At 61.0% G+C, this 20,065-nt stretch carries 26 protein-coding genes and 1 pseudogene; 14 read left to right on the top strand and 13 right to left on the bottom strand.

Features of this window, described 5'->3' with window-relative positions:
• Positions 1-181 precede the first annotated feature (181 nt).
• From HJB84_RS10710 to HJB84_RS10690, 5 genes are all read right to left on the bottom strand, one after another.
• On the bottom strand, positions 182-589 hold the full coding sequence (locus HJB84_RS10710) for a DUF6130 family protein (RefSeq protein WP_221115903.1): 408 nt from the start codon (positions 587-589) through the stop codon (positions 182-184).
• 137 nt (positions 590-726) lie between these two features.
• Positions 727-1,122: a response regulator transcription factor gene (locus HJB84_RS10705; RefSeq protein WP_221115902.1), complete on the bottom strand. Its 396-nt coding sequence runs from the start codon at positions 1,120-1,122 to the stop codon at positions 727-729.
• 81 nt (positions 1,123-1,203) lie between these two features.
• Positions 1,204-1,860, bottom strand: coding sequence for a response regulator transcription factor (locus tag HJB84_RS10700; protein WP_221115901.1), 657 nt, complete (start codon positions 1,858-1,860; stop codon positions 1,204-1,206).
• Positions 1,861-2,007: 147 nt separating this feature from the next.
• On the bottom strand, positions 2,008-2,754 hold the full coding sequence (locus tag HJB84_RS10695) for a CbtA family protein (RefSeq protein WP_221115900.1): 747 nt from the start codon (positions 2,752-2,754) through the stop codon (positions 2,008-2,010).
• Between the two features lie 10 nt (positions 2,755-2,764).
• Entirely contained in the window at positions 2,765-2,974 is a 210-nt protein-coding gene (locus tag HJB84_RS10690) for a CbtB-domain containing protein (RefSeq protein WP_221115899.1), read from the bottom strand.
• A gap of 176 nt (positions 2,975-3,150) precedes the next feature.
• Here HJB84_RS10690 and HJB84_RS10685 point away from each other — a divergent pair, with 176 nt between their 5' ends.
• From HJB84_RS10685 to HJB84_RS10650, 9 genes are all read left to right on the top strand, one after another.
• A complete protein-coding gene (locus tag HJB84_RS10685; RefSeq protein ID WP_221115898.1) occupies positions 3,151-3,501 on the top strand; it encodes an SH3-like domain-containing protein in 351 nt (116 codons plus the stop codon).
• A complete protein-coding gene (locus tag HJB84_RS10680) occupies positions 3,498-4,154 on the top strand; it encodes a nitrile hydratase subunit alpha (RefSeq protein ID WP_221115897.1) in 657 nt (218 codons plus the stop codon). Before HJB84_RS10685 ends, HJB84_RS10680 begins: the two co-directional genes overlap by 4 nt.
• On the top strand, positions 4,151-4,483 hold the full coding sequence (locus HJB84_RS10675) for an SH3-like domain-containing protein (RefSeq protein ID WP_221115896.1): 333 nt from the start codon (positions 4,151-4,153) through the stop codon (positions 4,481-4,483). The genes HJB84_RS10680 and HJB84_RS10675 overlap by 4 nt, the downstream gene beginning before the upstream one ends.
• Positions 4,465-5,046, top strand: coding sequence for an aquaporin (locus tag HJB84_RS10670; protein ID WP_259671066.1), 582 nt, complete (start codon positions 4,465-4,467; stop codon positions 5,044-5,046). Before HJB84_RS10675 ends, HJB84_RS10670 begins: the two co-directional genes overlap by 19 nt.
• A complete protein-coding gene (locus HJB84_RS33535; RefSeq protein ID WP_259671065.1) occupies positions 5,031-5,162 on the top strand; it encodes a hypothetical protein in 132 nt (43 codons plus the stop codon). The genes HJB84_RS10670 and HJB84_RS33535 overlap by 16 nt, the downstream gene beginning before the upstream one ends.
• A gap of 1 nt (position 5,163) precedes the next feature.
• On the top strand, positions 5,164-5,688 hold the full coding sequence (locus HJB84_RS10665) for a cytochrome P460 family protein (RefSeq protein ID WP_221115895.1): 525 nt from the start codon (positions 5,164-5,166) through the stop codon (positions 5,686-5,688).
• A gap of 318 nt (positions 5,689-6,006) precedes the next feature.
• Complete coding sequence (locus tag HJB84_RS10660) at positions 6,007-6,798, top strand: SDR family NAD(P)-dependent oxidoreductase (protein ID WP_221115894.1); 792 nt, start codon at positions 6,007-6,009, stop codon at positions 6,796-6,798.
• Between the two features lie 417 nt (positions 6,799-7,215).
• Positions 7,216-7,587 carry a hypothetical protein gene (locus tag HJB84_RS10655; protein WP_221115893.1) on the top strand — a complete coding sequence of 124 codons (372 nt, stop codon included), beginning with the start codon at positions 7,216-7,218 and terminating at the stop codon, positions 7,585-7,587.
• 193 nt (positions 7,588-7,780) lie between these two features.
• Positions 7,781-8,086, top strand: a complete 306-nt coding sequence (locus tag HJB84_RS10650; protein WP_259671064.1) for a transposase — start codon at positions 7,781-7,783, stop codon at positions 8,084-8,086.
• 131 nt (positions 8,087-8,217) lie between these two features.
• On the opposite strand, the gene HJB84_RS10645 is transcribed toward HJB84_RS10650, so the two are convergent.
• Entirely contained in the window at positions 8,218-8,601 is a 384-nt protein-coding gene (locus HJB84_RS10645; protein WP_259671063.1) for a hypothetical protein, read from the bottom strand.
• Between the two features lie 51 nt (positions 8,602-8,652).
• Between HJB84_RS10645 and HJB84_RS10640 the strand changes: the two genes are divergently transcribed.
• A complete protein-coding gene (locus tag HJB84_RS10640; protein ID WP_221115891.1) occupies positions 8,653-9,048 on the top strand; it encodes a DUF1236 domain-containing protein in 396 nt (131 codons plus the stop codon).
• A gap of 202 nt (positions 9,049-9,250) precedes the next feature.
• Here HJB84_RS10640 and HJB84_RS10635 read toward each other — a convergent pair whose 3' ends face one another.
• A complete protein-coding gene (locus tag HJB84_RS10635; protein ID WP_221115890.1) occupies positions 9,251-9,835 on the bottom strand; it encodes a flavodoxin family protein in 585 nt (194 codons plus the stop codon).
• Positions 9,836-9,935: 100 nt separating this feature from the next.
• Positions 9,936-10,286, bottom strand: coding sequence for a DoxX family protein (locus HJB84_RS10630; protein ID WP_221115889.1), 351 nt, complete (start codon positions 10,284-10,286; stop codon positions 9,936-9,938).
• A gap of 134 nt (positions 10,287-10,420) precedes the next feature.
• On the opposite strand from HJB84_RS10630, the gene HJB84_RS10625 reads away from it, so the two are divergent.
• Positions 10,421-10,993, top strand: coding sequence for a TetR/AcrR family transcriptional regulator (locus HJB84_RS10625; RefSeq protein ID WP_221115888.1), 573 nt, complete (start codon positions 10,421-10,423; stop codon positions 10,991-10,993).
• A 468-nt stretch (positions 10,994-11,461) separates the two neighbouring features.
• On the opposite strand, the gene HJB84_RS10620 is transcribed toward HJB84_RS10625, so the two are convergent.
• Genes HJB84_RS10620 through HJB84_RS10610 form a run of 3 tightly spaced genes read right to left on the bottom strand, consistent with a single transcriptional unit; the run spans position 11,462 to position 16,926 of the window.
• On the bottom strand, positions 11,462-14,725 hold the full coding sequence (locus HJB84_RS10620) for an error-prone DNA polymerase (RefSeq protein ID WP_221115887.1): 3,264 nt from the start codon (positions 14,723-14,725) through the stop codon (positions 11,462-11,464).
• 16 nt (positions 14,726-14,741) lie between these two features.
• Positions 14,742-16,253 (bottom strand): DNA polymerase Y family protein, encoded by a 1,512-nt coding sequence (locus HJB84_RS10615; RefSeq protein WP_221115886.1) that lies wholly within the window; start codon positions 16,251-16,253, stop codon positions 14,742-14,744.
• Positions 16,174-16,926, bottom strand: a complete 753-nt coding sequence (locus tag HJB84_RS10610; protein WP_221115885.1) for an ImuA family protein — start codon at positions 16,924-16,926, stop codon at positions 16,174-16,176. Before HJB84_RS10610 ends, HJB84_RS10615 begins: the two co-directional genes overlap by 80 nt.
• A gap of 594 nt (positions 16,927-17,520) precedes the next feature.
• Here HJB84_RS10610 and HJB84_RS10605 point away from each other — a divergent pair.
• On the top strand, positions 17,521-18,210 hold the full coding sequence (locus HJB84_RS10605; protein ID WP_221115884.1) for a hypothetical protein: 690 nt from the start codon (positions 17,521-17,523) through the stop codon (positions 18,208-18,210).
• 54 nt (positions 18,211-18,264) lie between these two features.
• Here HJB84_RS10605 and HJB84_RS10600 read toward each other — a convergent pair whose 3' ends face one another.
• Together HJB84_RS10600 and HJB84_RS10595 are read right to left on the bottom strand one after the other, a co-directional pair.
• Positions 18,265-18,471, bottom strand: a complete 207-nt coding sequence (locus HJB84_RS10600; protein WP_221115883.1) for a hypothetical protein — start codon at positions 18,469-18,471, stop codon at positions 18,265-18,267.
• 1 nt (position 18,472) lies between these two features.
• Positions 18,473-18,673: a hypothetical protein gene (locus HJB84_RS10595; protein ID WP_221115882.1), complete on the bottom strand. Its 201-nt coding sequence runs from the start codon at positions 18,671-18,673 to the stop codon at positions 18,473-18,475.
• Positions 18,674-18,923: 250 nt separating this feature from the next.
• On the opposite strand from HJB84_RS10595, the gene HJB84_RS10590 reads away from it, so the two are divergent.
• Both HJB84_RS10590 and HJB84_RS33525 read left to right on the top strand, forming a co-directional pair.
• Complete coding sequence (locus HJB84_RS10590) at positions 18,924-19,469, top strand: GXWXG domain-containing protein (RefSeq protein WP_221115881.1); 546 nt, start codon at positions 18,924-18,926, stop codon at positions 19,467-19,469.
• 65 nt (positions 19,470-19,534) lie between these two features.
• A pseudogene (locus HJB84_RS33525) lies at positions 19,535-19,939 on the top strand (MOSC domain-containing protein); the annotation flags it as partial.
• Positions 19,940-20,065 lie beyond the last annotated feature (126 nt).

Genomic DNA, 20,065 nt, shown 5'->3' with positions numbered 1-20,065 from the left:
CCCATCAAGGAGTGGAACGGCCGCTTCCTAGATCGTAGCGCTGAAAGCCGACCTTTGTATTCAGCGTAGTGGGCCGACTGAAGGGACGACGAGCAGAGCGACGGCCCCTACTTTACCGTGATGGCAATACCACTGAGATCGGCGACGTTCCGCATGTGATCGCCTTGGGAGCTCGAGTCCTTCAAACCTTCTTCTTCTCGGGCACGAAAAAGCTAACCATCTCCGCCGTGATCACGTGATGTCTCGGATCGGCCAGTTCCACGAGAACCTTGTGCTCCCCGGCCGGAAGGCCGACGACGATCAACGTCTCGCCACTGGCGTCGACGAAGTGCCATGGCAGATCGTCGACGGTCACATGGACGTGCCCTACGCGGGGCGAGACCTGCAGCGCGCCTTCTCCGAAAACGGGGACAATGCGGATGTTCTCCGCCCGATATTGGATGAACGCGAGGCCACGGGACAATGGCTGGGGAAGCGGTGAATCCACGATAAGCTTCGGCATCGGCTCGTCCTCGATGGCGATTAGCGGAGAAGGTCCGATGATGTCTCTGGCCGTCTGGGAAGAGGCGCTCCTGGCAGGCGTCGTCATGGCGGGCTTCCTGGCTCGTTTCTTCGATCGCGCGTCCGTCCACCGCGCCCTCAATTTCCTCCGGAGCGGGCGATGAAGTCGAGTTAGATCTCGTGAGGTGCCGTTGGTTCCGGTGCGACTAGTTGTGACGACCGCCCTTACGGCGTGGAAGCAGGACCGCTCGCCAGAGCCGTCCTGATCGCTTCCAGCAAGTCGGTCGGACTGACGGGCTTCAGGAAAATACGCGACGCCCCTGAATTCCTGGCGCGGTCGCCGACCGCGACGTCGGAGTGGGCGGTGATTAGAATTGAAGGAATCCTTCTGGTCATCCCGGACAGCTTGTCCAGCAGGTCCAGTCCCGAAATCCCGCCGAGCTGGATATCGGTAACCAGGCAGGCAGCAGTCTGCAGCTCCGTGGACGCGAGGAATTCTTCGGCCGACGCGAAGGCGGCAACGCGAATGCCGTTGGCGCGCAGCAGTCCTCTGAGCGCGTCACGGACCGGCTCGTCATCTTCTACGCAAACTACCAGGGAGGTCTTCGACGCATCAACCATCAATCGATCCAATCGCTGTAATCCTATGGCCGGGATTTAACGCTCGCAATGCGACTAACGTCTCAAAAAATTCTATTAGAACTAGCCTTTAGTCGAGGTGTTCGCCTGCTCTTCCAACTCGAGCAGGTCATAATGCCGAACCAGTTCCGGGAGGGTCTGGACATGCATCTTTTGCATAACATTTCCTCTATGCAGTTTGACCGTCGCCTCCGTGATTCCTAACGCGGTGGAGATCTGTTTGTTACGCTGGCCCTCCACCACCCGGATCAGAACTTCCTGCTCGCGTTTTGTCAGCGTCTCGTAGTTCGCTCGGGCGCTGGCAGCAGCCTCCTCCTTCATCGTCGAGCGGTTATCCCGCTTCATCGCGGCGTGGACGGCATCCAGGAGGTCCTGCTCGCGTACCGGTTTCGTCAGGAATTCCACCGCGCCCGCCTTCATCGCCCGCACTGCGATCGGAACATCTGCATGGCCGCTCATGAAGATCACCGGCCTGTGGAAACCGCGGGTCTGCACCTCCTCGTAGAACTCGATGCCGCTCTGGCCGGGGAGCCGCACATCCAGGATCATGCAGCCGACTGACCCCAACTGACCTTTCGATGAGAATTCGGTTGCTGAGGAAAACGCGGTCACGTTGAACTTCATCGACCTCAGCAGGCCGACAAGCGACTCGCGCACGCCGGCGTCGTCTTCTATAACGACGACCTGCGCGGAGGGCTCCTCACGCTGTTTCTGGTTCATTCTCCCCCCTTGCGTACGGTATTGCGAATTCGAAGACCGTTCCTCCGGACTCCAGCGGCCGAGACTTCATTCATCGGTGCCACTGCTCCGCAATCCCAAGCCGGGATGCTAATCCTGAGTGCCGACGAAAGCCAGTTATGAACGCGGTCAGGCGTTCGGTATCTCATGGCTCGCAACGCCTTCCATCCGGCTATCGCGCTGGACCACATATTCGGCCGCCTGCCCGAACAGTGCGCCCAGCCCTCCCCAGACGATTAACTGCAGCAGTGCAGCATGTACGCGAAATTCGAACAGGAGGCCTCTGGGGAAATCGTGTGGCGTTTCCGCGATCGCAGGCATCATCGCCATCAACAAGCCCGCAAGAGGTACGAACATCCCAATGCCGATCAAGACCATCGTCGCCTGCCCCGTACGCAGTCTCGTCCGGTAGGCCATCCATGCCGACGCCGCCATGCACATGGCCGCTGCCATGATCACGACGAAGTACAGTTCGGTCCTGAAGGCAATGGTCTCCGCGCTCCCGACGCCGGGAGGGTTCGCGGGATATTTGAGCTGGGGCACCAGCACGAGGGCGACGTAGCCTGCCGAGGCTAGTGTCCAGACGGCCGACTGTGGTCGGCAGCTCAGACGGCCATGCACGCATGCCAACCCTATCGCCAGTAGTCCACCGAGGGCCGTGCAGTATGCGGCGAGGCCCGTGAGCAGGCCGGCGTTACGTTGGGTACTTCGAGAGATCGCGCCCGCCTTGGCAGCTTCATGTTCGTGAGTGCCGCGCTCCTCAAGGGAGATCGCGCGTTCGATTGTCGGTTCCGCGTAGACGCGCGCGAATGAAAAGGCGAACAGCGCGACGAGCAGGCCAGACAGCATTCCCGCTAGCAGAAGTCTCTGAACCATGGCGGTCACCTCAATGGCACGGAAAGCCGAGCAGATGCCGGCCGTCGTGTACAAACTCGTGAACGGCGTCGCCCTGTATGAGCGAGGTTGCGCCCTGCTCCGCGCCAACGAAGTAGAGTGCCATCAGCAGGAGGAGGCCAACGAAGACGGTCCAGGGCAGGAGTTCCTGTGGGGAGATGGGCGATGGGATTGGTGCTGGATGGACGACGATGTGGGTCATCGGAAGGTTCCTTTGTGAGGCATGCAAACTGCTGGCATCAGACCAGATGCAAGGCGAGCCGTTTATCGAAACCGTCCGATAACCAGCACGTCGTCGTCGATCATGCCATCGCACGAATTCGAAATATCACCCGGCGTGGTCCTCGTAGTGTTCGGCGAGAATGATCGGAGGATCGGATGAAGTCCGCCCATACATCAACGAGGAAGATCGAAGGCGTCGTGCCGGCCTTCGGCGAGCTGCCCATCTTCGCGGTCGGGCAGTCGGTCAAAGTTTCGGATCGGGCACCGGTCGGGCACTACCGGGTGCCGACCTACCTGCGTGGCAAGGCCGCGGTCGTCGAGGCGATCATGGCGCCGAAGGCCGTCAACAACGAGGAAGAGGCGTTCGGCCGGAACGCGGGCGCCGTTCGTCACTACTATCGAATTGCCGTACCGATGACGTCGATCTGGAGCGACTACGCGGGTTCGCCCGACGACGGCCTCCGGATTGAAGTGTTCGAAACATGGCTGGAAGGAGCTTCAGAATGACCGAGCACGAAGACCACGCCCATGGACATGACCACGATCACGCTCCGATCGTCACGGCGGAAGCGCCCGGCTATTACGACATTATGGAAACGGCGTTTCAGGAGCTCATGATCGAAAAAGGATATTTCACTGCCGGCGAAATCCGACGGCAGATCGAAGTGCTCGATTCCCGCAACCCGGCACTCGGTGCGAAGGTGGTCGCAAGGGCCTGGACCGATCCGGAGTTCAAGGCCCGCCTGCTTAAGAACGGCAGGACCGGCTGCGAAGAACTCGGCATTACCTTCTACGACGAAACCGAACTTATCGTGCTGGAGAACACGCCGAAGGTCCACAACCTCATCGTCTGCACGCTCTGCTCCTGCTATCCGCGGCCGGTCCTTGGGCTTCCCCCCGACTGGTACAAGCTGAAGCCCTACCGGGCGCGTGCCGTCTACGAGCCGCGGAGGGTGCTCGAGGAATTCGGCACGGACATTCCCGACAACGTCGAGATCCGCGTGAGCGACTCGACCGCCATCCAGCGGTATCTTGTCCTGCCTTTGCGCCCGGCCGGAACCGACGATTTCGACGAAGAGCAGCTCGCCGCCCTGGTCACCCGCGACGCGATGATCGGCGTCATCCAGATCCAGTCGCCAGCGAAGGGAGTTGCGGTATGACCGGCAGTGAACAGCTCTTGAAGCGCCTTCCGAACGACATTGGGGGCCTGGAAGCGCCGAAGATCGAAAGGGTCGAGCACGAACTGCTCCCCTGGGAGAAACGTTGCCACGCGCTGGCGGACGTCCTCGACTTCCACAAGATCATCAACACCGAGGAGAAACGTCGCGGCGTCGAGTCCTTGGGCTCCGACTTGGTCGGCAAGCTTTCCTATTACGAGAGATGGATCGCCGCCTTCGCAAACATCGCTTTTCAGAAAGGACTGCTCACGCCCGAGGAACTTGCTGTGAAGATGGACGTCGTGGAGGCGAGATGGGCGTCGCACGCCTAGGGCCTGGCAGGACGTCCTCACGCAAATGCTTCGTCGAGGACGACGGCACCGTATCGCTGCTCCGGCGGTCGCTGGCGGAAGGCGTAGGCACTGCGATGCTGATGATCGCGGTCGTCGGGTCCGGCCTGCATGTCGGCAGCTCGGAGCTTTCGTCTGCGATGGCGATCTCAGGAAGTCTGATCGGCTTGATACTGGCTTTCGGCGCGGTCTCCGGTGGACACTTCAATCCGACGATCACGTTGATGCAGTGGCTCTCGGGGCAACGAAGGCTGGACTGCACCCTATGGTACATCGTGTCCCAGATCGCAGGAGGACTGGCCGGAGTGCTCGTTTCCGCCATCGTCTTCGGTGCCCCGCCTGGTCGACCGGGTTTCGATTTTCCAGCGGTCTCGTTATTGGCGAGCGAAGGCGTGTCATCGTTCGGCTTGATGACGGTCGTCTTCTGCTGCTCGCGAAGCACGAACAAACTCGTGGGGCCGTTCGCAGTCGGACTATGGCTGCTGGCTGCGACCTCTCGACGCCGACGGGGTCGATCGCGAACCCAGCGGTGGCTATCAGTCTGATCGCAACGCCCCAGGGGGCGTCGGTGGTGGCCGTAACGCTCTTCGTGGTCGTCCAGATCATTGGAGGAAGCCTCGCAGCGCTGACAGTATCGACGATCTATCCAGAGGGAGGTTGAAATGCGAAAAACCACAGCGTTCTGTTTGCTGGGGTCGGGTGTCGCCGCAATCGGTGTGTCGGTCAGTGCGGCCAGCGGCGTGTCGGATAACGTCTCACCGATCTACGGGGTCGGTCTTCCCGAAGGATATCGCGGCTGGCAGATGATAACGGTCGCCCATGAAGCCGGGAAGAACAACGACATCCGCGGGATCCTTGGAAACGACATCGCCGTGAAGGCCTTCCGCGACGGCACGCGGCCCTTCCCGGATGGAACGGTGATTGCCCGCCTGGCGTACGTTTATAAGTCGTCCCCTGAAAACGATGCGGTATTCCCGGCGCCGCAGTCCTTCGTGGCCGGCGACCCCACGAACGTGCAGATCAGCGTAAAGGATTCGAAAAAATACGCCGAGAGTGGCGGCTGGGGATATGGCCAGTTCGAGAACGCCGTCGCCAACCAGAGTGAGCCGCTCCTGAAGTCCTGTTTTGCCTGCCATACCAAACTGGACCGCTCGAAGGACTTCGTGTTCAGCCACTATTCGCCGTGAGCAGCCTCTCGCCGAGGCCGTCAAGAAGCGAAGAAACTAGCCCGAGCTCATGTCGGCGTCCTTGTCGGCTCGCGGGACGGAAAGCCCGCCGTTGGTGAGGAAGGCGATTCAATGATCGTCTTCCAGTCGGGCCGTATCGGCGATTTCGACTAATATAATCCATCTCGGAGCTAGCCTAGTGTGCGGCCCGTTGACAACAAACCTGATTGGTTTCGTTCAGTTCCTTCCCCTGCCAGAAAGGATTATTCGCATGCTGGACTGTTGTGAGACCGCTCGGCAGTTCATACGTTTTGTGCTCCAACCACACAGGAGCTGAAGATGCAAATCGACCTCACAGGCAAGACCGCGCTAGTCACGGGATCGACCGAAGGCATTGGATACGCGATCGTCCGCCAACTCGCGAGGGCGGGCGCGGACGTGGTGGTCAACGGCCGGTCCGAAAAAAAGACAGCGAAAGCGGCGGACCGCCTGAAAGGCGAAGGTGCCAAGGGAAGCGTGAGGTTCGTCGCAGCCGACGTCGCGACCGCTGAAGGATGCGGCACCCTGGTCGGCAAAGTTCCTCATGTGGACATCCTCATCAACAACGCCGGCATCTTCCAGCCGCTCGATTTCTTCGACACGGACGACGAAGTATGGGACCGCCACTGGCAGGTAAACGTCATGTCGGCCGTCAGGCTTTCGCGCGCCTATCTACCGGGCATGCAGAAGCTCGACTGGGGCCGCGTCGTCTTCATCGCGTCGGAATCCGGCTTCAACATTCCGGTCGAGATGATTCACTACGGTGTCAGCAAGACCGCAGACATTGCAGTTGCCCGCGGCCTCGCCAAGCGCATGGCTGGCACGGGCGTCACCGTGAACTCCGTCCTCCCCGGCCCCACGCTGTCCGAAGGCGTCGAGGCGATGCTCGCCGACGAGCGTGCGAAGACGGGGAAGCCGATCGAGGAGGTCGCGGCGGACTTCGTCAAGAAGCATCGCGGCAGCTCGATCATCCAACGGGCTGCGAGCGTCGAGGAAATCGCCAATCTCGTCACCTACCTGGCCTCGCCGTTGGCGTCCGCAACGACTGGAGCTTCGATGCGCGTCGACGGAGGGCTGATCGACACCCTCTGATGCGATCCTCTCCTCTGGTCGTTTACCCGTCGCCGCTATTCGATCGCTTGTTCGACAACGGCGGCGACCGGCTCTCGGAGGTCGACCCATAAACGCGGCAGACGCCATGGCCGTGGTGGAGGGACGACCTCGGGACATGGTGATCCGCACGAGCGTCGACGAAGCCGGCAATCCGCTGACGCCGGTAGCGGACGTGGGGCGTGGGTATTCCAGCGAAGAATGACGAGATCGGCTTGATACTGGCCTTCGGCGCGGTCTCTTAGGGCAAGGAAATGCGCGCGCTTCTGCCGGTCACAAGACAAATCCGAATCTGTATCGCCGTCAGTCAGATCACGGAACCGCCACTTCGCCGGAGCGTTTCTTGCTCACATCGGACGCTACCAGCATCCCGCTGGCACTCCCGAACTGGAGGTATTCATGAAAACGCTGATCGTCTCCATGGGCCTGTTGGCTGCAACCGTCTTTTCGGCCTTTGCAGCGGAACCGGCCAAAATGGTCGACACGAAAATGGGTAAGATCCTGGCAAACGCCAAAGGTATGACACTCTATACGTTCGACAAGGACGCCATGGGCAAATCAAACTGCGACGAGGCCTGCTTGAAGAAATGGCCGGCCTTCCACGCCGCCGCCAAGGCCAAGGCCGAAGGCGAATGGTCACTCGTCAAGGCGGCCGACGGCAAGGAGATGTGGGCTTACGAAGGAAAGCCGCTTTACACCTTCGCCGCAGACAAGAAGCCTGGCGATATGACCGGCGACGGCGTCGGCGGAGTTTGGCATGTCGCCAAGTAGCCCGGCGCACTGGAGCCTTTCAGGGCTGAATTGAAAGGCTCCAAACTTGATTGTCTCGATGTCGGACTGGAATGAGGCGCGCACGCGGATGGATCATAGGTAACCGGTGTTCCACTCCCACGTTCCCCCGTCGTCCTAATCTGCGATCGCCTTTTCATGGACGAGCAGCGGGAGTTTCTCCATGGAGAGTACATTGGAGGTTCTCACGACCAGGAAGTCTGGACGTGAGGTGAATCGGCATTGGCCGGACGACGTCAAGGCGCAGATCGTTTCGGAAAGTCTTCGGCCAGGCGTGATGGTCAATGAGGTCGCAGAGCGACACGGCCTGAAGCCAAACCACCTCTCGACTTGGAGAACGATGGCGCGGCAGGGCAAGTTGGTCCTGCCTGCACCCGATGATGCGGTGGAGTTCGCATCGGTGATCGTCGATCCGCCCGCTTCGGAGCCGCCGATCAAGGGTAAGCGGTGTTCTGATCGCACCTTCCGGATCAGTGCTTGATTGACGATTTTCGGCCTATGTCGATTTTACAGCTTACTCAAATACGAAAAGCCGGTGCGCCGGGTAGGTCTTGCCAGCGGCTGGTGGCGCGCGTGGAGGGACGAGCAAGGGGAACAGATCGTTGCCGAGAGTTATGAGGCGAACGTTTTGGCCGGTGGCTTCCAGCCCAGTTCGGCCATGACGAGGCCTTCGTACCGCTTGCTGATGACGGCGCGTCTCATATTCTGGGCAAGCCAATCGTGGAATATTTCGAGCGCTCGTCGAGTCTCTTCATCTGATAGCCAGCCTTCGGACAACCGCCAGCGTCGGTAGAATAGCCAGTCGAGTGTGCCTGACCGGCTATGCTCGACGCTAGCACGCGCGAGCGCCAGCTCAATTTCCGGCGGGACAATCTCGGGAGGCGCGACTTTCTGCCCTCGTCGCCTAGCGTTGGCATAGTTCGTGTCTCTGATATTGCGGATACGTGTCGCACCCTTTTCGACATCATCGTCTGTGATCGTCACGAGGCGGTCCATTTCGTCCTCGATGTCATTAGGCAGTCAACCGCCCAAAAGGAGGAAAAACAGATGAATATCAAAGCAGTAGGAATTGCCGCCAGTATCTTGCTGGCATCGGCGTCCGCCTTTGCGCAGTCATCGACGGTAACCGGCGCAGCAGGTGGTGCTCCAACGGGCGCGGTCGTCGGCGGCCCGGTCGGTGCCGCCGTCGGTGGTATCGTCGGTGGCGTGGCGGGTAGCGTCATTGATCCGCCGCCGCAGAAGGTGGTGACCTATGTCCAGCAAGCTCCCGCCCCGACCAAACGTGTCGTGGTGAAGCAGAAGGTCGTCGTCGGACAGCCCCTGCCGGAGACCGTGGTCGTGACGTCGATTCCCGATGATCAAACATATGCATACGCGATTGTCAACGATCAGCGTGTCATCGTCGAGCCTTCCTCCAGGAAGGTCATCCAGGTCATCCAATGACCAGCGGGGCCACAACCGCCCTTGGGAGGAGTTCGGAAGCGACGGGCTGCTGAGGTAAACGCTAGACACCGCGAGCGCAATGGCCGCAATCGGCCCAAAGCGGACACCTGGTCTGGGATTAAACCTGCCGCGCTCCTTGCGCGGAAGGTGATTGCCCGGCCGGTCCCCTCACCTCAATGTTAAGGGTGGTAGGCAATCCACGTCATGCCCCATGAGCTGATTTGTACTGCCGAGCGACACCGGCAACCCGCGCCCCGTAGAGACGCGCTGTTTCGAGATCGCCCACAGACATTTCATCCGGTGCCGCATCTGCGTCCGATTGCGCCATCGGACCGACATATGATCCCATGCGGTTCGCATCGTCGCGCTCGGATGCCTTCACGTTCGATGGCTTGATACCCAAGCTTACCCATAGGCCACCATGCTGTCCCGAAAGAAGGACAAAATATTGGAGCGTATTCAGCTTGTCCCCATTGAGGCTGGCGCTGTTGGTGAAGCCGCCGAAGACCTTGTCCTGCCACTTCGCGGAAAACCACGGCTTTGAGGATGCATCTGCGAATTTCTTAAATTGCCAGCTTGGTCCGCCCATGTAAGTCGGCGAGCCGAAGATGATGGCATCGGCGGCATCCAAAGCCGTCCATCCGTCGTCGGAAAGGTTGCCGTCGGCGTCAATCGCAAGGAGCTTTGCGCCAGCACCTTCTGCGACGGCCTCCGCCATGCGTTGAGTATGGCCGTAGCCGGAATGGTAGACGATGACGGTGCCTGGGACGGAATTCGATGTGGTCATGACTGGCTCCTTATGCCGTGGTTATGCGCCTCGCCGATGGAATTCAGCGCGGTTGGATTTGGTGGTTGCTATGATTGAAGCTGGCGGTTTCCCGCCGCAGCTACGATGAGAACTGGAAGAAAGCTGCGATGATTAGAAGCAGCAGGAACGCTGCTGGCGGGGGGATGTGGCGGAAATCACGGGCACGAACGACAGCGAAGATTGCGGCGACCATGATGCAGGCGCCGAGTGCCGCGCCGATTGCGAAAGTCGGGCGCAGGACCAGTAAAGCGGAGGTTACGAATTCAAGCATCGCGGTGACCCAGCGCCACCACGATGGAAATCCGTACCGAACGAATTCTTCTTGGACACCCTTGCGGCCGAACGCGTTGATGACCGCGCCGAGAAGAAATGCTGCGGCTGCCACAAGTGTGGCAGCGTTGCCTGCTGAGAAGGAGATGAAGTGAGACATTGAATAACCCCAACGGTGTTTATCACCAGCGTGACAATATCGATGATAATAAATATAGCAACGCTATAATGTCAACCATTGCGTCGGATTATTTATGCCGCTACAATCCTTGATGACGGGTTGAAGGTGAAAGTATGGGCATAAGTGAACGTAAAGAGCGGGAGAAAGCGGCGCGGGAGCAGCGGATCATCGGCGCGGCAAGAATGCTTGCCGAAAAGGATGGTTGGGTCTCAGTGACCGTCCGCCGACTTGCTCAGGAGATCGAATACAGCCAGCCTGTCCTGTACGCCCATTTCGAAAGCCGCGACGCAATTGTCGGAGCAGTCGCGCTGGACGGGTTTGGGGAGCTAGGGCCGGCGCTGCGGGCATCTGTCCGCCGCGGCGCAAGTCCGGCAGAAGCAATGGAAGACGTTGCGATCGCCTACCTGGAATTCGCATTTGAACGGCCGGCTTTGTATGAAGCCATGTTCATCCTTCCAAGCGGTCTGCGGTTTGCAAAGTCCGATACACCTCAGGTCTTGCGCGATACGTTCGGTGCCATGATGGCAGTCGTTGAGCCATTTTGCGCTGACGCTGAGGTCGCGACTGAGGCCTTCTGGGCTACCCTTCACGGTCTCGCGGAACTTGAGCGACACGGCCGGATCAGGGCGGCGTTTCGCAAAGAGCGAGCGAAGCATATCGTCGGTATGTTTTCGCGTGGGAGCTGACCTACAAGTACGGGAGACCTTTCAGCATAAGCATCCCGACTTGAGGTCGTTGGCGGGTTAGGCGCGGTCGAACATACTCCTGGTGATTTCCGACAAGGAACTTGTTGATTGAAGCAATGACCGCAATTGGCGCAACGCGGACATTGGCCTGATAAAACGCCTGCATTGGAAATCACCTCATCATTGGGCTTTCCAGTGATGATGCGACAAGTGGCTCTCCGTTTCACTTATGATTGGTGGGCATCGATCCCGCCCGCGCAAAGCAGGCTGAACGCTCACCACTACGACCCACTTCTGGAACCTGTTTGGGCTCTCGAATCCTTCGCGGCCAAGTTCGTCCTCGATCGGGCGGATTGTCGAGCGGGGGCACGAACTTCGGTGGCACGATAGGCTCGAATGGAACTGACATTGGTATTCCTCCTCGCAGTCTCAACGTGGGGAATGCCGGCGAGTTCCTGGTGGTCTCTCTCAGTGGAAATTCCGTGCCCTCACCTTCAACGTGTCGATGTGAAGGTCTCTGACGAAGATGTCCCGTGGCTGTGGAACAGGCTTTGGTCTGTCTCGGGAATCCGGACTTCCCGGCGAACCGTGCGCAAACTCGTCACCCCTGCCCGTCGGAAGCTTGAACTCCATGTCGCGGTCGGCAAGGCCAGACAAGTCGCCGCTTAGATCGAAGAGCTGCTGGGCGACGAGATGGACTACGTCGCCCTCGCGCTGAATCTTGCCGTGGATCGCCATCATGCTGGCGCCCAGGACGACGCGACGCCGCTTCTCGAACAGGCTCGACCAGACGACGACGTTCGCCGGCCCGGTCTCGTCCTCGATCGTCAGGAACATGACGCCCTTGGCGCTGCCCGGCTTCTGGCGTACGAGCACCAATCCAGCGGTGCACACCCAACGGCGGTCGCGGGCGTTCATCGCATGCGCGCAGGTGACGATGTTCTGTTTTTCGAGATCGCGGCGAAGGAACGCGATCGGATGTTCGCGAAGGGTGAGGCCGACGTGGCCGTAGTCCTCGACGACGTTATGCCCCTCGGTCATCTGCCGCAGCTCGACTTCCGGCTCTTGCTGCTCAGGAATGACTGCCGCTTCGCGCTCGACGGCGGCTGCGAAGAGAGGAAGCGGCTCGTCGCGCAACGCCTTGATCGCCCAAAGCGCGTCGCGGCGCTGCAGCTTCAGCGAGGCCAGGAAGGCGTCGGCCTCGGCGAGCTGAACGAGCGCTTCGGTCGGCACGTTCGACCGTCGCCAAACGTCGTCGACGCTCTCGAAATCCTTGTTCATGCGCGCGGCAACGATCCGGGCGACGTCGGCGACCGCCAAGCCTTTGACCATCCTCATGCCGAGCCGCACTGCGTGGCGCTCCGTGTTCCCGATACACTCGAGCGTGCAGTCCCAGCGGGACCGGTTGATGCAGACCGGGCGGATCTCGACGCCGTGCTTGGCGGCGTCGCCGACGATCTGCGCGGGCGCGTAAAATCCCATCGGCTGGCTGTTCAGCAAGGCGGCACAGAAGACATCCGGGTGATGGCACTTCACGAAGTTCGATGCGTATGCGATCAAGGCGAAGCTTGCGGCGTGCGATTCCGGGAAGCCGTATGAGCCGAACCCTTCGAGCTGTGAGAAGGTCTTCTCCGCGAATTCGGCGGTGTAGCCGTTTTTCACCATGCCGCCGACGAGTTTGTCCTCGAAGCGGGAGACGCCTCCGGTGAACTTGAAGGTCGCCATCGACTTGCGGAGCTGGTCAGCCTCGCCGCCGGTGAATCCGGCGCAGACCATGGCGACCCTCATGGCCGACTCCTGAAAAAGCGGCACGCCGAGCGTCTTGCCGAGAACCGCCTCAAGTTCCGGCGTCGGATACTCGACCTTCTCCTTGCCCTCGCGCCTGCGGAGATAGGGATGGACCATGTCGCCCTGGATAGGCCCAGGCCGGACGATCGCCACCTGCACGACGAGGTCGTAGAACGTCCTGGGCTTTAGGCGTGGAAGCATGGCCATCTGAGCGCGGGATTCGATCTGAAACGTTCCGAGCGTGTCCGCGCGCCGGATCATCGCGTAGGTGGCGCTGTCCTCCTGCTTGATCTTCGCCAGGTCAAGATCCTCGTCCTTGTGCTCCCTGATTAAGTCGAAGGCCTTGGCCATACAGGTCAACATTCCGAGGGCGAGGACATCGACCTTCATCATCTTCAGAGCTTCGACGTCGTCCTTGTCCCACTCGATGATCTGGCGATCCTTCATCGACGCCGGCTCGATCGGCACGAGGTCGTCGAGGCGGTCGTGCGTTAAAACAAATCCGCCAGGATGTTGCCCTAGATGCCGGGGCGCGCCCATGAGCTGCTGGGCGAGTCGAAGCGTCAGGACGAGACGGCGGTCCTCAGGGTTGAGGTTAAGCTCCCGGACGTTCCGATCGCTTACCTCCTCCGACCAAGACCACATGCCCGATGAAAGAGCTTTGATCACGTCCTCGGGCAGGCCGAGGGCCTTGCCGACGTCGCGGATCGCACCCTTGGCCCGATAACGCGTGACCGTGGCGCAGAGTGCCGCCTTCTGATGAGTGTAGGTCTTGTAGATCCACTGGATGACCTCTTCCCGCCTTTCGTGCTCGAAATCGACGTCGATGTCCGGCGGCTCGTCGCGTTCCTGCGAAACGAACCTCTCGAACAGAAGGTCGTTCGTGCTGGGGTCGATGGACGTCACGCCCAGGATGTAGCAGACCGCGCTATTGGCCGCCGATCCCCTGCCCTGACAAAGGATTGCCTGCGAACGCGCGAAGCGCACGATCGAGAACACCGTCAAAAAGTACGGCGCATACTTCATCGTCTTGATGAGATCAAGTTCGTGCCGAACGGTCTTCAAAACGTCGGGCGGGAGGCCTTCCGGATATCGGTTCGGGATGCATTCCCAGACATAGTGCTCGAGGGATTCCTGCGCGGTCTTGCCGGGGATAATGGCTTCTTCGGGGTATTGGTAGGTCAGTTCCTCGAGGCTGAAGCGACAGCGGTCGACGATCTCCATCGTCCTTCCCAGGGCTTCCCGATAGCGGGGAAACAGGCGTTCCATCTCCTCGGGCGGCTTGAGATATCTGTCCGCGTGGCGCTCACGCTTAAAGCCGACGTCGTCGATGGTCGTATGCTCGCGGACGCAGGTGACGACGTCCTGAAGCTGGCGACGACCGGGCTCGTGGAAGAGGACGTCGTTGGTGACGACGGTGCGGACGCGATAGCGGGTAGCGAGTTTGGAGAGTTCGTGCAGCCGCATTTGGTCGTTAGGGCGGCGTCGCAGCGAAAGGGTCAGGTAGGCGCGGTCGCCGAACAGGTCGGCAATCTTGCGGAGCTGGACGGCGCATGCCTCGTCCGGGAGGTCGGGAACGAGGACCGCGAGAAGTCCTTCGGCATAGAGTGCGACGTCGTCCAGCGATAGTATGCAGTTGCCCTTGCCGCCGCGCGACTTCCCCAGCGTCAGGAGACGGGTCAGCCGCGAGTAAGCGGCGCGGTCGGTGGGGTAGACGAGAAGAGACATCCCGTCGGTTAGATCGAGGCGGCATCCGACAACGAGGCGGACGCCCGTCGCGCGGGAGGCTTCCAGCGCTCGGACGATTCCCGCTAGCGAATTTCGGTCGACCACACCGATGGCGTCGATGCCGAGCTCCTTCGCGGTGGCGAACAGCTCGTCGGCCGACGACGCTCCTCGAAGAAACGAGAAGTGCGTGGTGACTTGAAGCTCGGCGTATCTCATCGCACGTCCGTCTCCTTCAAGCGAAAATTCCATGGATGAACCACTTGTGCGAATTCGTACCCCCGTCGACGCCGTCTCCGGAGCGATAGAGCCAGAAGCGCTCTCCCGCATCGTCCTCGACGACGAAGTAGTCGCGCACGGCCTCGACCTCGGACGTGCGGACCCACCATTCGCCGAAGACGCGTTCGGGACCGTCGGCACATTTCACGCGGCGGCGCTTGCCGCGCCAGGAGAACCAGGCTGGCGGATGGTCAGGCATCAATGCCATCACCTCCACGATGTCAGGATTGTGCAGCAGGCGCACCGGCCGCTTCCAGTCGTGAAGCCATGTCTCGTTCGTCGGCTCGGCGGCCGCGGCGATGCGCTGGACGCTGCGTTCAGGCACGTCGGAAGCGACGGGCGCGAGGCGATAGACCTTGTTCCCTCGGTTCCCCAGAATGTCGATCAGCGGCGTAACGTCGTCCTCCTCCTCTTCGACCAGGGACGACGAGCGTTGCTCTTCCTCGAGCGCCTCCGACACGACTGCGACGAGCGTCAGGCGTTCGATGCCGAAGCCCGGCTCGATCTTCTCCGTGCGGTCCTTGAAGAGCTTGGTGAGCCAGGCGACGTCGCGGGCCGGCTTGGCGGTTCCGGCGCGGATGGCCTGACGCGTCCCGTCGACCTTTTCCACGATGAGATCTGTACGACGGACGCCCAAGCCCTTGCGTTGTAGCTTGGCGACCAGTTCGATCACGAGACGGCCGACGTATCTGTTGATGGTTTCCGCAGCCCCGATCGGCTCGGCGAACTGGCGGGTCACCTCGATCCATTCCGGGCTGCGGACCGGCTCTATCGGTTCCGACGTGCGGCCGAACATCTGGTCGATACGCCTGCCGAGCTCGGGGCCGAAGCGCATGGCGAGCGGTGCCCGCGCAGTGTTGGCCAATTCGCCGATCGTCCGGAAGCCCAACACCCGGAGATCATCGACGACTTTCGGCGGAAGCCGCAGCAGAGCGAGCGGAAGCTTCTCGACGGCGCGGACGATCTCACCGCGGGGAACGATGACAGTTTCTCTTGTGATAGCCCGAGCGCACGCGTGGGCCGCACCCCACGTGTCGGCGATCGCCACCCTTGCCGTCAGGCCGGTCGACCGGAACCGATTGGCGACGCCCGTCAGCATCAGTTCCTCGCCGCCTTGGAGATGGTCAGCGCCTTCAGTGTCGAGGACGAGGCCGTCCGTGCCGTCGACCGCCACGATGGGCGAGTAGATTCCGAGTGCCCATAAAGCAATGCGCTCGAGGGCAGCGGCGTCGGCAACCGGGTCGGCGTCGACCATCGTCAGTCCCCGGAACAGCGCCTGGGCTTTGGCGGCGGGCATTCCAACGCGGAGGCCGGCCTTCATGGCGGCGGCGTCGGCGGCCGCGACCCATCGCTTCGAGCCCGACCTCGCGATGACCGCGATCGCCTGTTCAGGCGGAATGGCGGGATCGGCCCGACGTATCCTGTCTGTCGCCAAATCTGGTAGATATATGGATACGACCCTTGTCATCGCAGGCTCCAACTTCAAACTCAGCACACTCGCCCGCACGCGATCTCATCAATTCCAAAAGCCACCTCGCCCGTCCCACGCCGGGCACCGGCAAGGGATCGCTCGGCATCACGCTCACTCTCCATCTCGTCGTCGACGCCGTCGGCTGACCGAAGTCATTCGCTTCCGTCTGCCGTCGCCAGCGCCGAACGGCGATGCCCATCGTTCCAGTCTTCTCGGCGGCAAGCTGCAGCCGTCGCGAGGAGACCATTGGCAGACGGACGAGTTCTCCGACCACGGCGCCGAGGCCGCCGTAGCTGAGTGCCTCCTCCATGCTCGCGAGCACGTCCTCCTCCTTGTCGGCCTCCGCGAAGATCACCCTGTCCGGATGAAGGCCCGCCTGCGCCAGCGCCGGCATGAAGAGATCCGGCCGCGTCAGACACCAGACGACCTTCCCCTTGGTCCGAGCGGCTATCCCGGCGGCGATCAATGCGGCCGCCGCGCCGTCGACGGTGCCGTTTCCCCCACCCGCGAATTCATGAAGCGCTCCATATGCCAGACCGCCTCCCGGAAGACGCATATCGATATCCGGCACGCCGAACGGCAGGCTGCCGGCCTTCTTCGCGACGCCACCCTCGAGAGCGGAGATGCGGTCGCGCAGCTCGGCGATGGCTAGCTCGCGTGCAGCCGACATCGGTCACGAATCCTTCCTAAATCGCGGTGGAACAGGTACGACATCATGCCGTGGAAACTTGATTGTTCCCTTTCTGTTCCTTAATCATCGCGGCGTCAAGACGCGCGAAAAGTAGGAATCTATTCCTGAGAATTAGGGAGTCAGAAGATTAGCGAGATGAATCAAAACCGTAGCCGGACCTGTAAGTGGGCGTCGTCATTGAAAAATATTTTTGTCATCGTCGGCGCCTCGCCTGTGGAATTCCCTTCGGACAGCTAGCCGCCGACGGGCATGAAGAGCATCGGAGAAGAAGTGGAAAAACGACGACAGCGCCGGAAAACCTCCTGGCCTTAATTGAAAGACGTCCGGGTGGCGATCATCGAAGTCGAATGCCGTCTCGGGACAGCCTTGAGCGCAAGGCCCTCGTCGAACAGTTCGGAGCAAGAGCGAGCTTCGCGAGGCTACGGCGTCGGTTCGCGATGGGATGCGAACGAATGTGCCATCCGGATGGCGACCTGTACGGGACGCGCTCCCCGTGTCTAGACCCGTAGGGCGTTGCCGGAACATTCGACTGTTACACTCGTTCGCTCCCCACCAACCATGGAGGAGCACTCAATGACAAACCTATACAACGACGGCGCACCCAACTTTGCGGGCGGACCCGCCAAGAACACGTTGACCGCATTCTTCGACAGCAGAAGCGACGCCGAGACGGCCATCGACAAGCTGAAGTCGGCAGGCGTCGCCGACGTTCGCCTCATGCCCGGCTATGAAGCCGATGGCGAAGGTTCCGCAGCCGCAGCAGAAGGCTCTGGATTCTGGTCGCGACTGGGAGACTGGTTCTTCCCTGACGAGGATCGAGACGTCTATGCCGAGGGCCTTCGCCGCGGCGGCTTCCTGGTCTCGGTTTCCGTTAACGAGAGCAACTACGACACTGCCCACGACATCCTCGACGACGAAGGATCGATCGACCTCGACGAACGGGCGGATCTTTGGCGGGAAGAAGGCTGGACCGCCGGCGGGCAGCAGTCCGCGGCGTCGAAGGAAGACGTCTTCCAGGCGGATGCGGCTGCCGGCAGCGCCGCGGGCGTCGGTCGCTACACCAGAAGCACGCAAGCGACGTCTCCGCGCGTGCGGGGATATGATCTCGCCGAAGATCTGCCGAACGACGTCGTCGACGACGTGATTCCGACGGGTCATCAGCGGGACGTGTCAGAAGGCGATCGCACTGCCGATGATCGGCTGTCGCAGAGCCAGTCGATCGACGACGTACGGCAGAGCCAGGTGTTGCCGGGCAACCGCTAGGCGAACAACTACTGTCGAAGCCGCGCGCTGAACGCGGCTTCGACACTGACGCAACTACCGCATCCGGCCTTCGTTCTCATCGGTGGGATCGAAGTTGATATCCCAGTCCTTGACGGGCCTCTTCCCCGGAGGCGTCTTATGTTCGGTTGCGTCCTCCGAGCCGGTGATCACGGTCGGCTTCGCACTATGGACGCCCGTTGATTTGCGGTTCCCGACCGACCTGGCATACTGGCCCTTGGCATCTTTTTCGCCGTCTGACATGTCATTCGCCCTTCTGCTTCAGGCCGTCTGAGATCTTCTTTACCTGCGGGTCGGCGTTGGTTTCGCCGTTGGCGTCCTTCGTTCTGTCGGGATCATCTTTTGCAGGCATGTAGCCGCGCGGCGTGTTCTCCTGCGGACCTTCCCAGCGTGGCGACTGGTCGGTGGTGCCCGGAGCACCGTCCTGTGGTTTGTCAATTCCCATCGTTAAATCTCCCTGTTGGATAACAGGTAACCTCGGCAACTCCCTGCTTGTTCCTCGTTAGTGGAAGAGACAATCGGAACCATCTCGTTTGATCGGCATTCCTTTTTCCGAGCGCGGGCCGTGTCAACCGGACGCGACAGGGATGGTGAACGCAGCGATTTTTCCGGTTTCTCCCTGCGGCCAACGAAACGGCAGTCGAGCGCCCCACCTGTCCGGTATCGCCTCAACCCCTTTTTCATCTGGAGTAAGGATGACCGACGATCAGCCATCGACGAGGATCGCCTGGTTCGACGGTCTGCCGCCCGTGCTTCCAGCCGAAATGGTCGGCCTCTGGCGCGGCGAAGGCATACCGTCCGGACATCCGCTCGACGGCGTGCTCGAAAACCTGCAGTGGTTCGGCAAAAGGTTTCACCCTGACCTAAGGGCGGACGCCCTTCTCTTCCAGTGGCGGCCCGGCCGTCTCGTTCCGATAGAGCCGTCATTCTTTCCGATCAGGCTATCGCTCCGTCTGGCGAGGTTTGGGCGCTCGTTCGTCGCCCGCAACTGGTTTTCATATCTTCAGAAAGCTTTCCGCGCACGGGGAACGACAGCGTCGGTAAAGCTGCAGGCCGTCGACGTCGAAGAGACGGCCGCGATGGTCTACGACCGGCAGCCCATCGTCGACTACTTTCGACGAATTGGTGACGACGAACTTGCAGGCATGATGGTCGTCGAAGGCGACGACCGGCGGTACTTCTTCCGGCTCCGGCGCGTCGACCTTCCCGGCTCGGAGGCGGCGTTGATAGCGGACGCGTAGGGAAAGCGTCGATGACATCATGATGCGGCCTTCTAAGCGGCATTGTCAGTTCCCCTTGCGAGCGCTTGACGCTATGGAGACGCGTCGATGATACGCGCGGAGGCTCCTACGGAAGGCGGACAGTTATCGCAGTCGCAACCGACGACCGGCACCGGTTCTCGAAGAGGTCAGTGAAGGAAATCCGAATCCTGACGGGTCGGCGTCGAGGGCGACGCGCATCTGGGCGTGACGGTCAAGCACCGTTCTCGAGTACGAGCCGACCCGAGCCAGCCAAATCTCAGACAGGTCCATCTGATCCAACCGGAGCTGCTGGACGAGCTTGCCGACAAGGGTTCGATGTCGCCCCGGCCGACCTCGGCGAGAACGTGACGACGCGCGGCGTCGATCTTCTGGCGCTTCCTCGTGGCACCGTCCTGAGGTTGGGAGCCGACGTCGAACTGCAAGTCACCGGACTTCGCAATCCCTGCTCCTAGAGCGCGTCCACTTTACTCGGGGTCATATCCGCAGGATTTGAAGTAGTTGGCGCACTCCTGCGGCTGGAATGTAGTTACGACCTGCCCGACTGGTGTCCCATACCTGCCGCGCCGCTTGCAACA

Source organism: Rhizobium sp. NZLR1b (assembly GCF_019685155.1).
In the GTDB taxonomy this organism is placed as follows: domain Bacteria; phylum Pseudomonadota; class Alphaproteobacteria; order Rhizobiales; family Rhizobiaceae; genus Rhizobium.
Note: the sequence above shows the minus strand (reverse complement) of the source record. Positions and strands in the feature narration are given on the sequence as shown.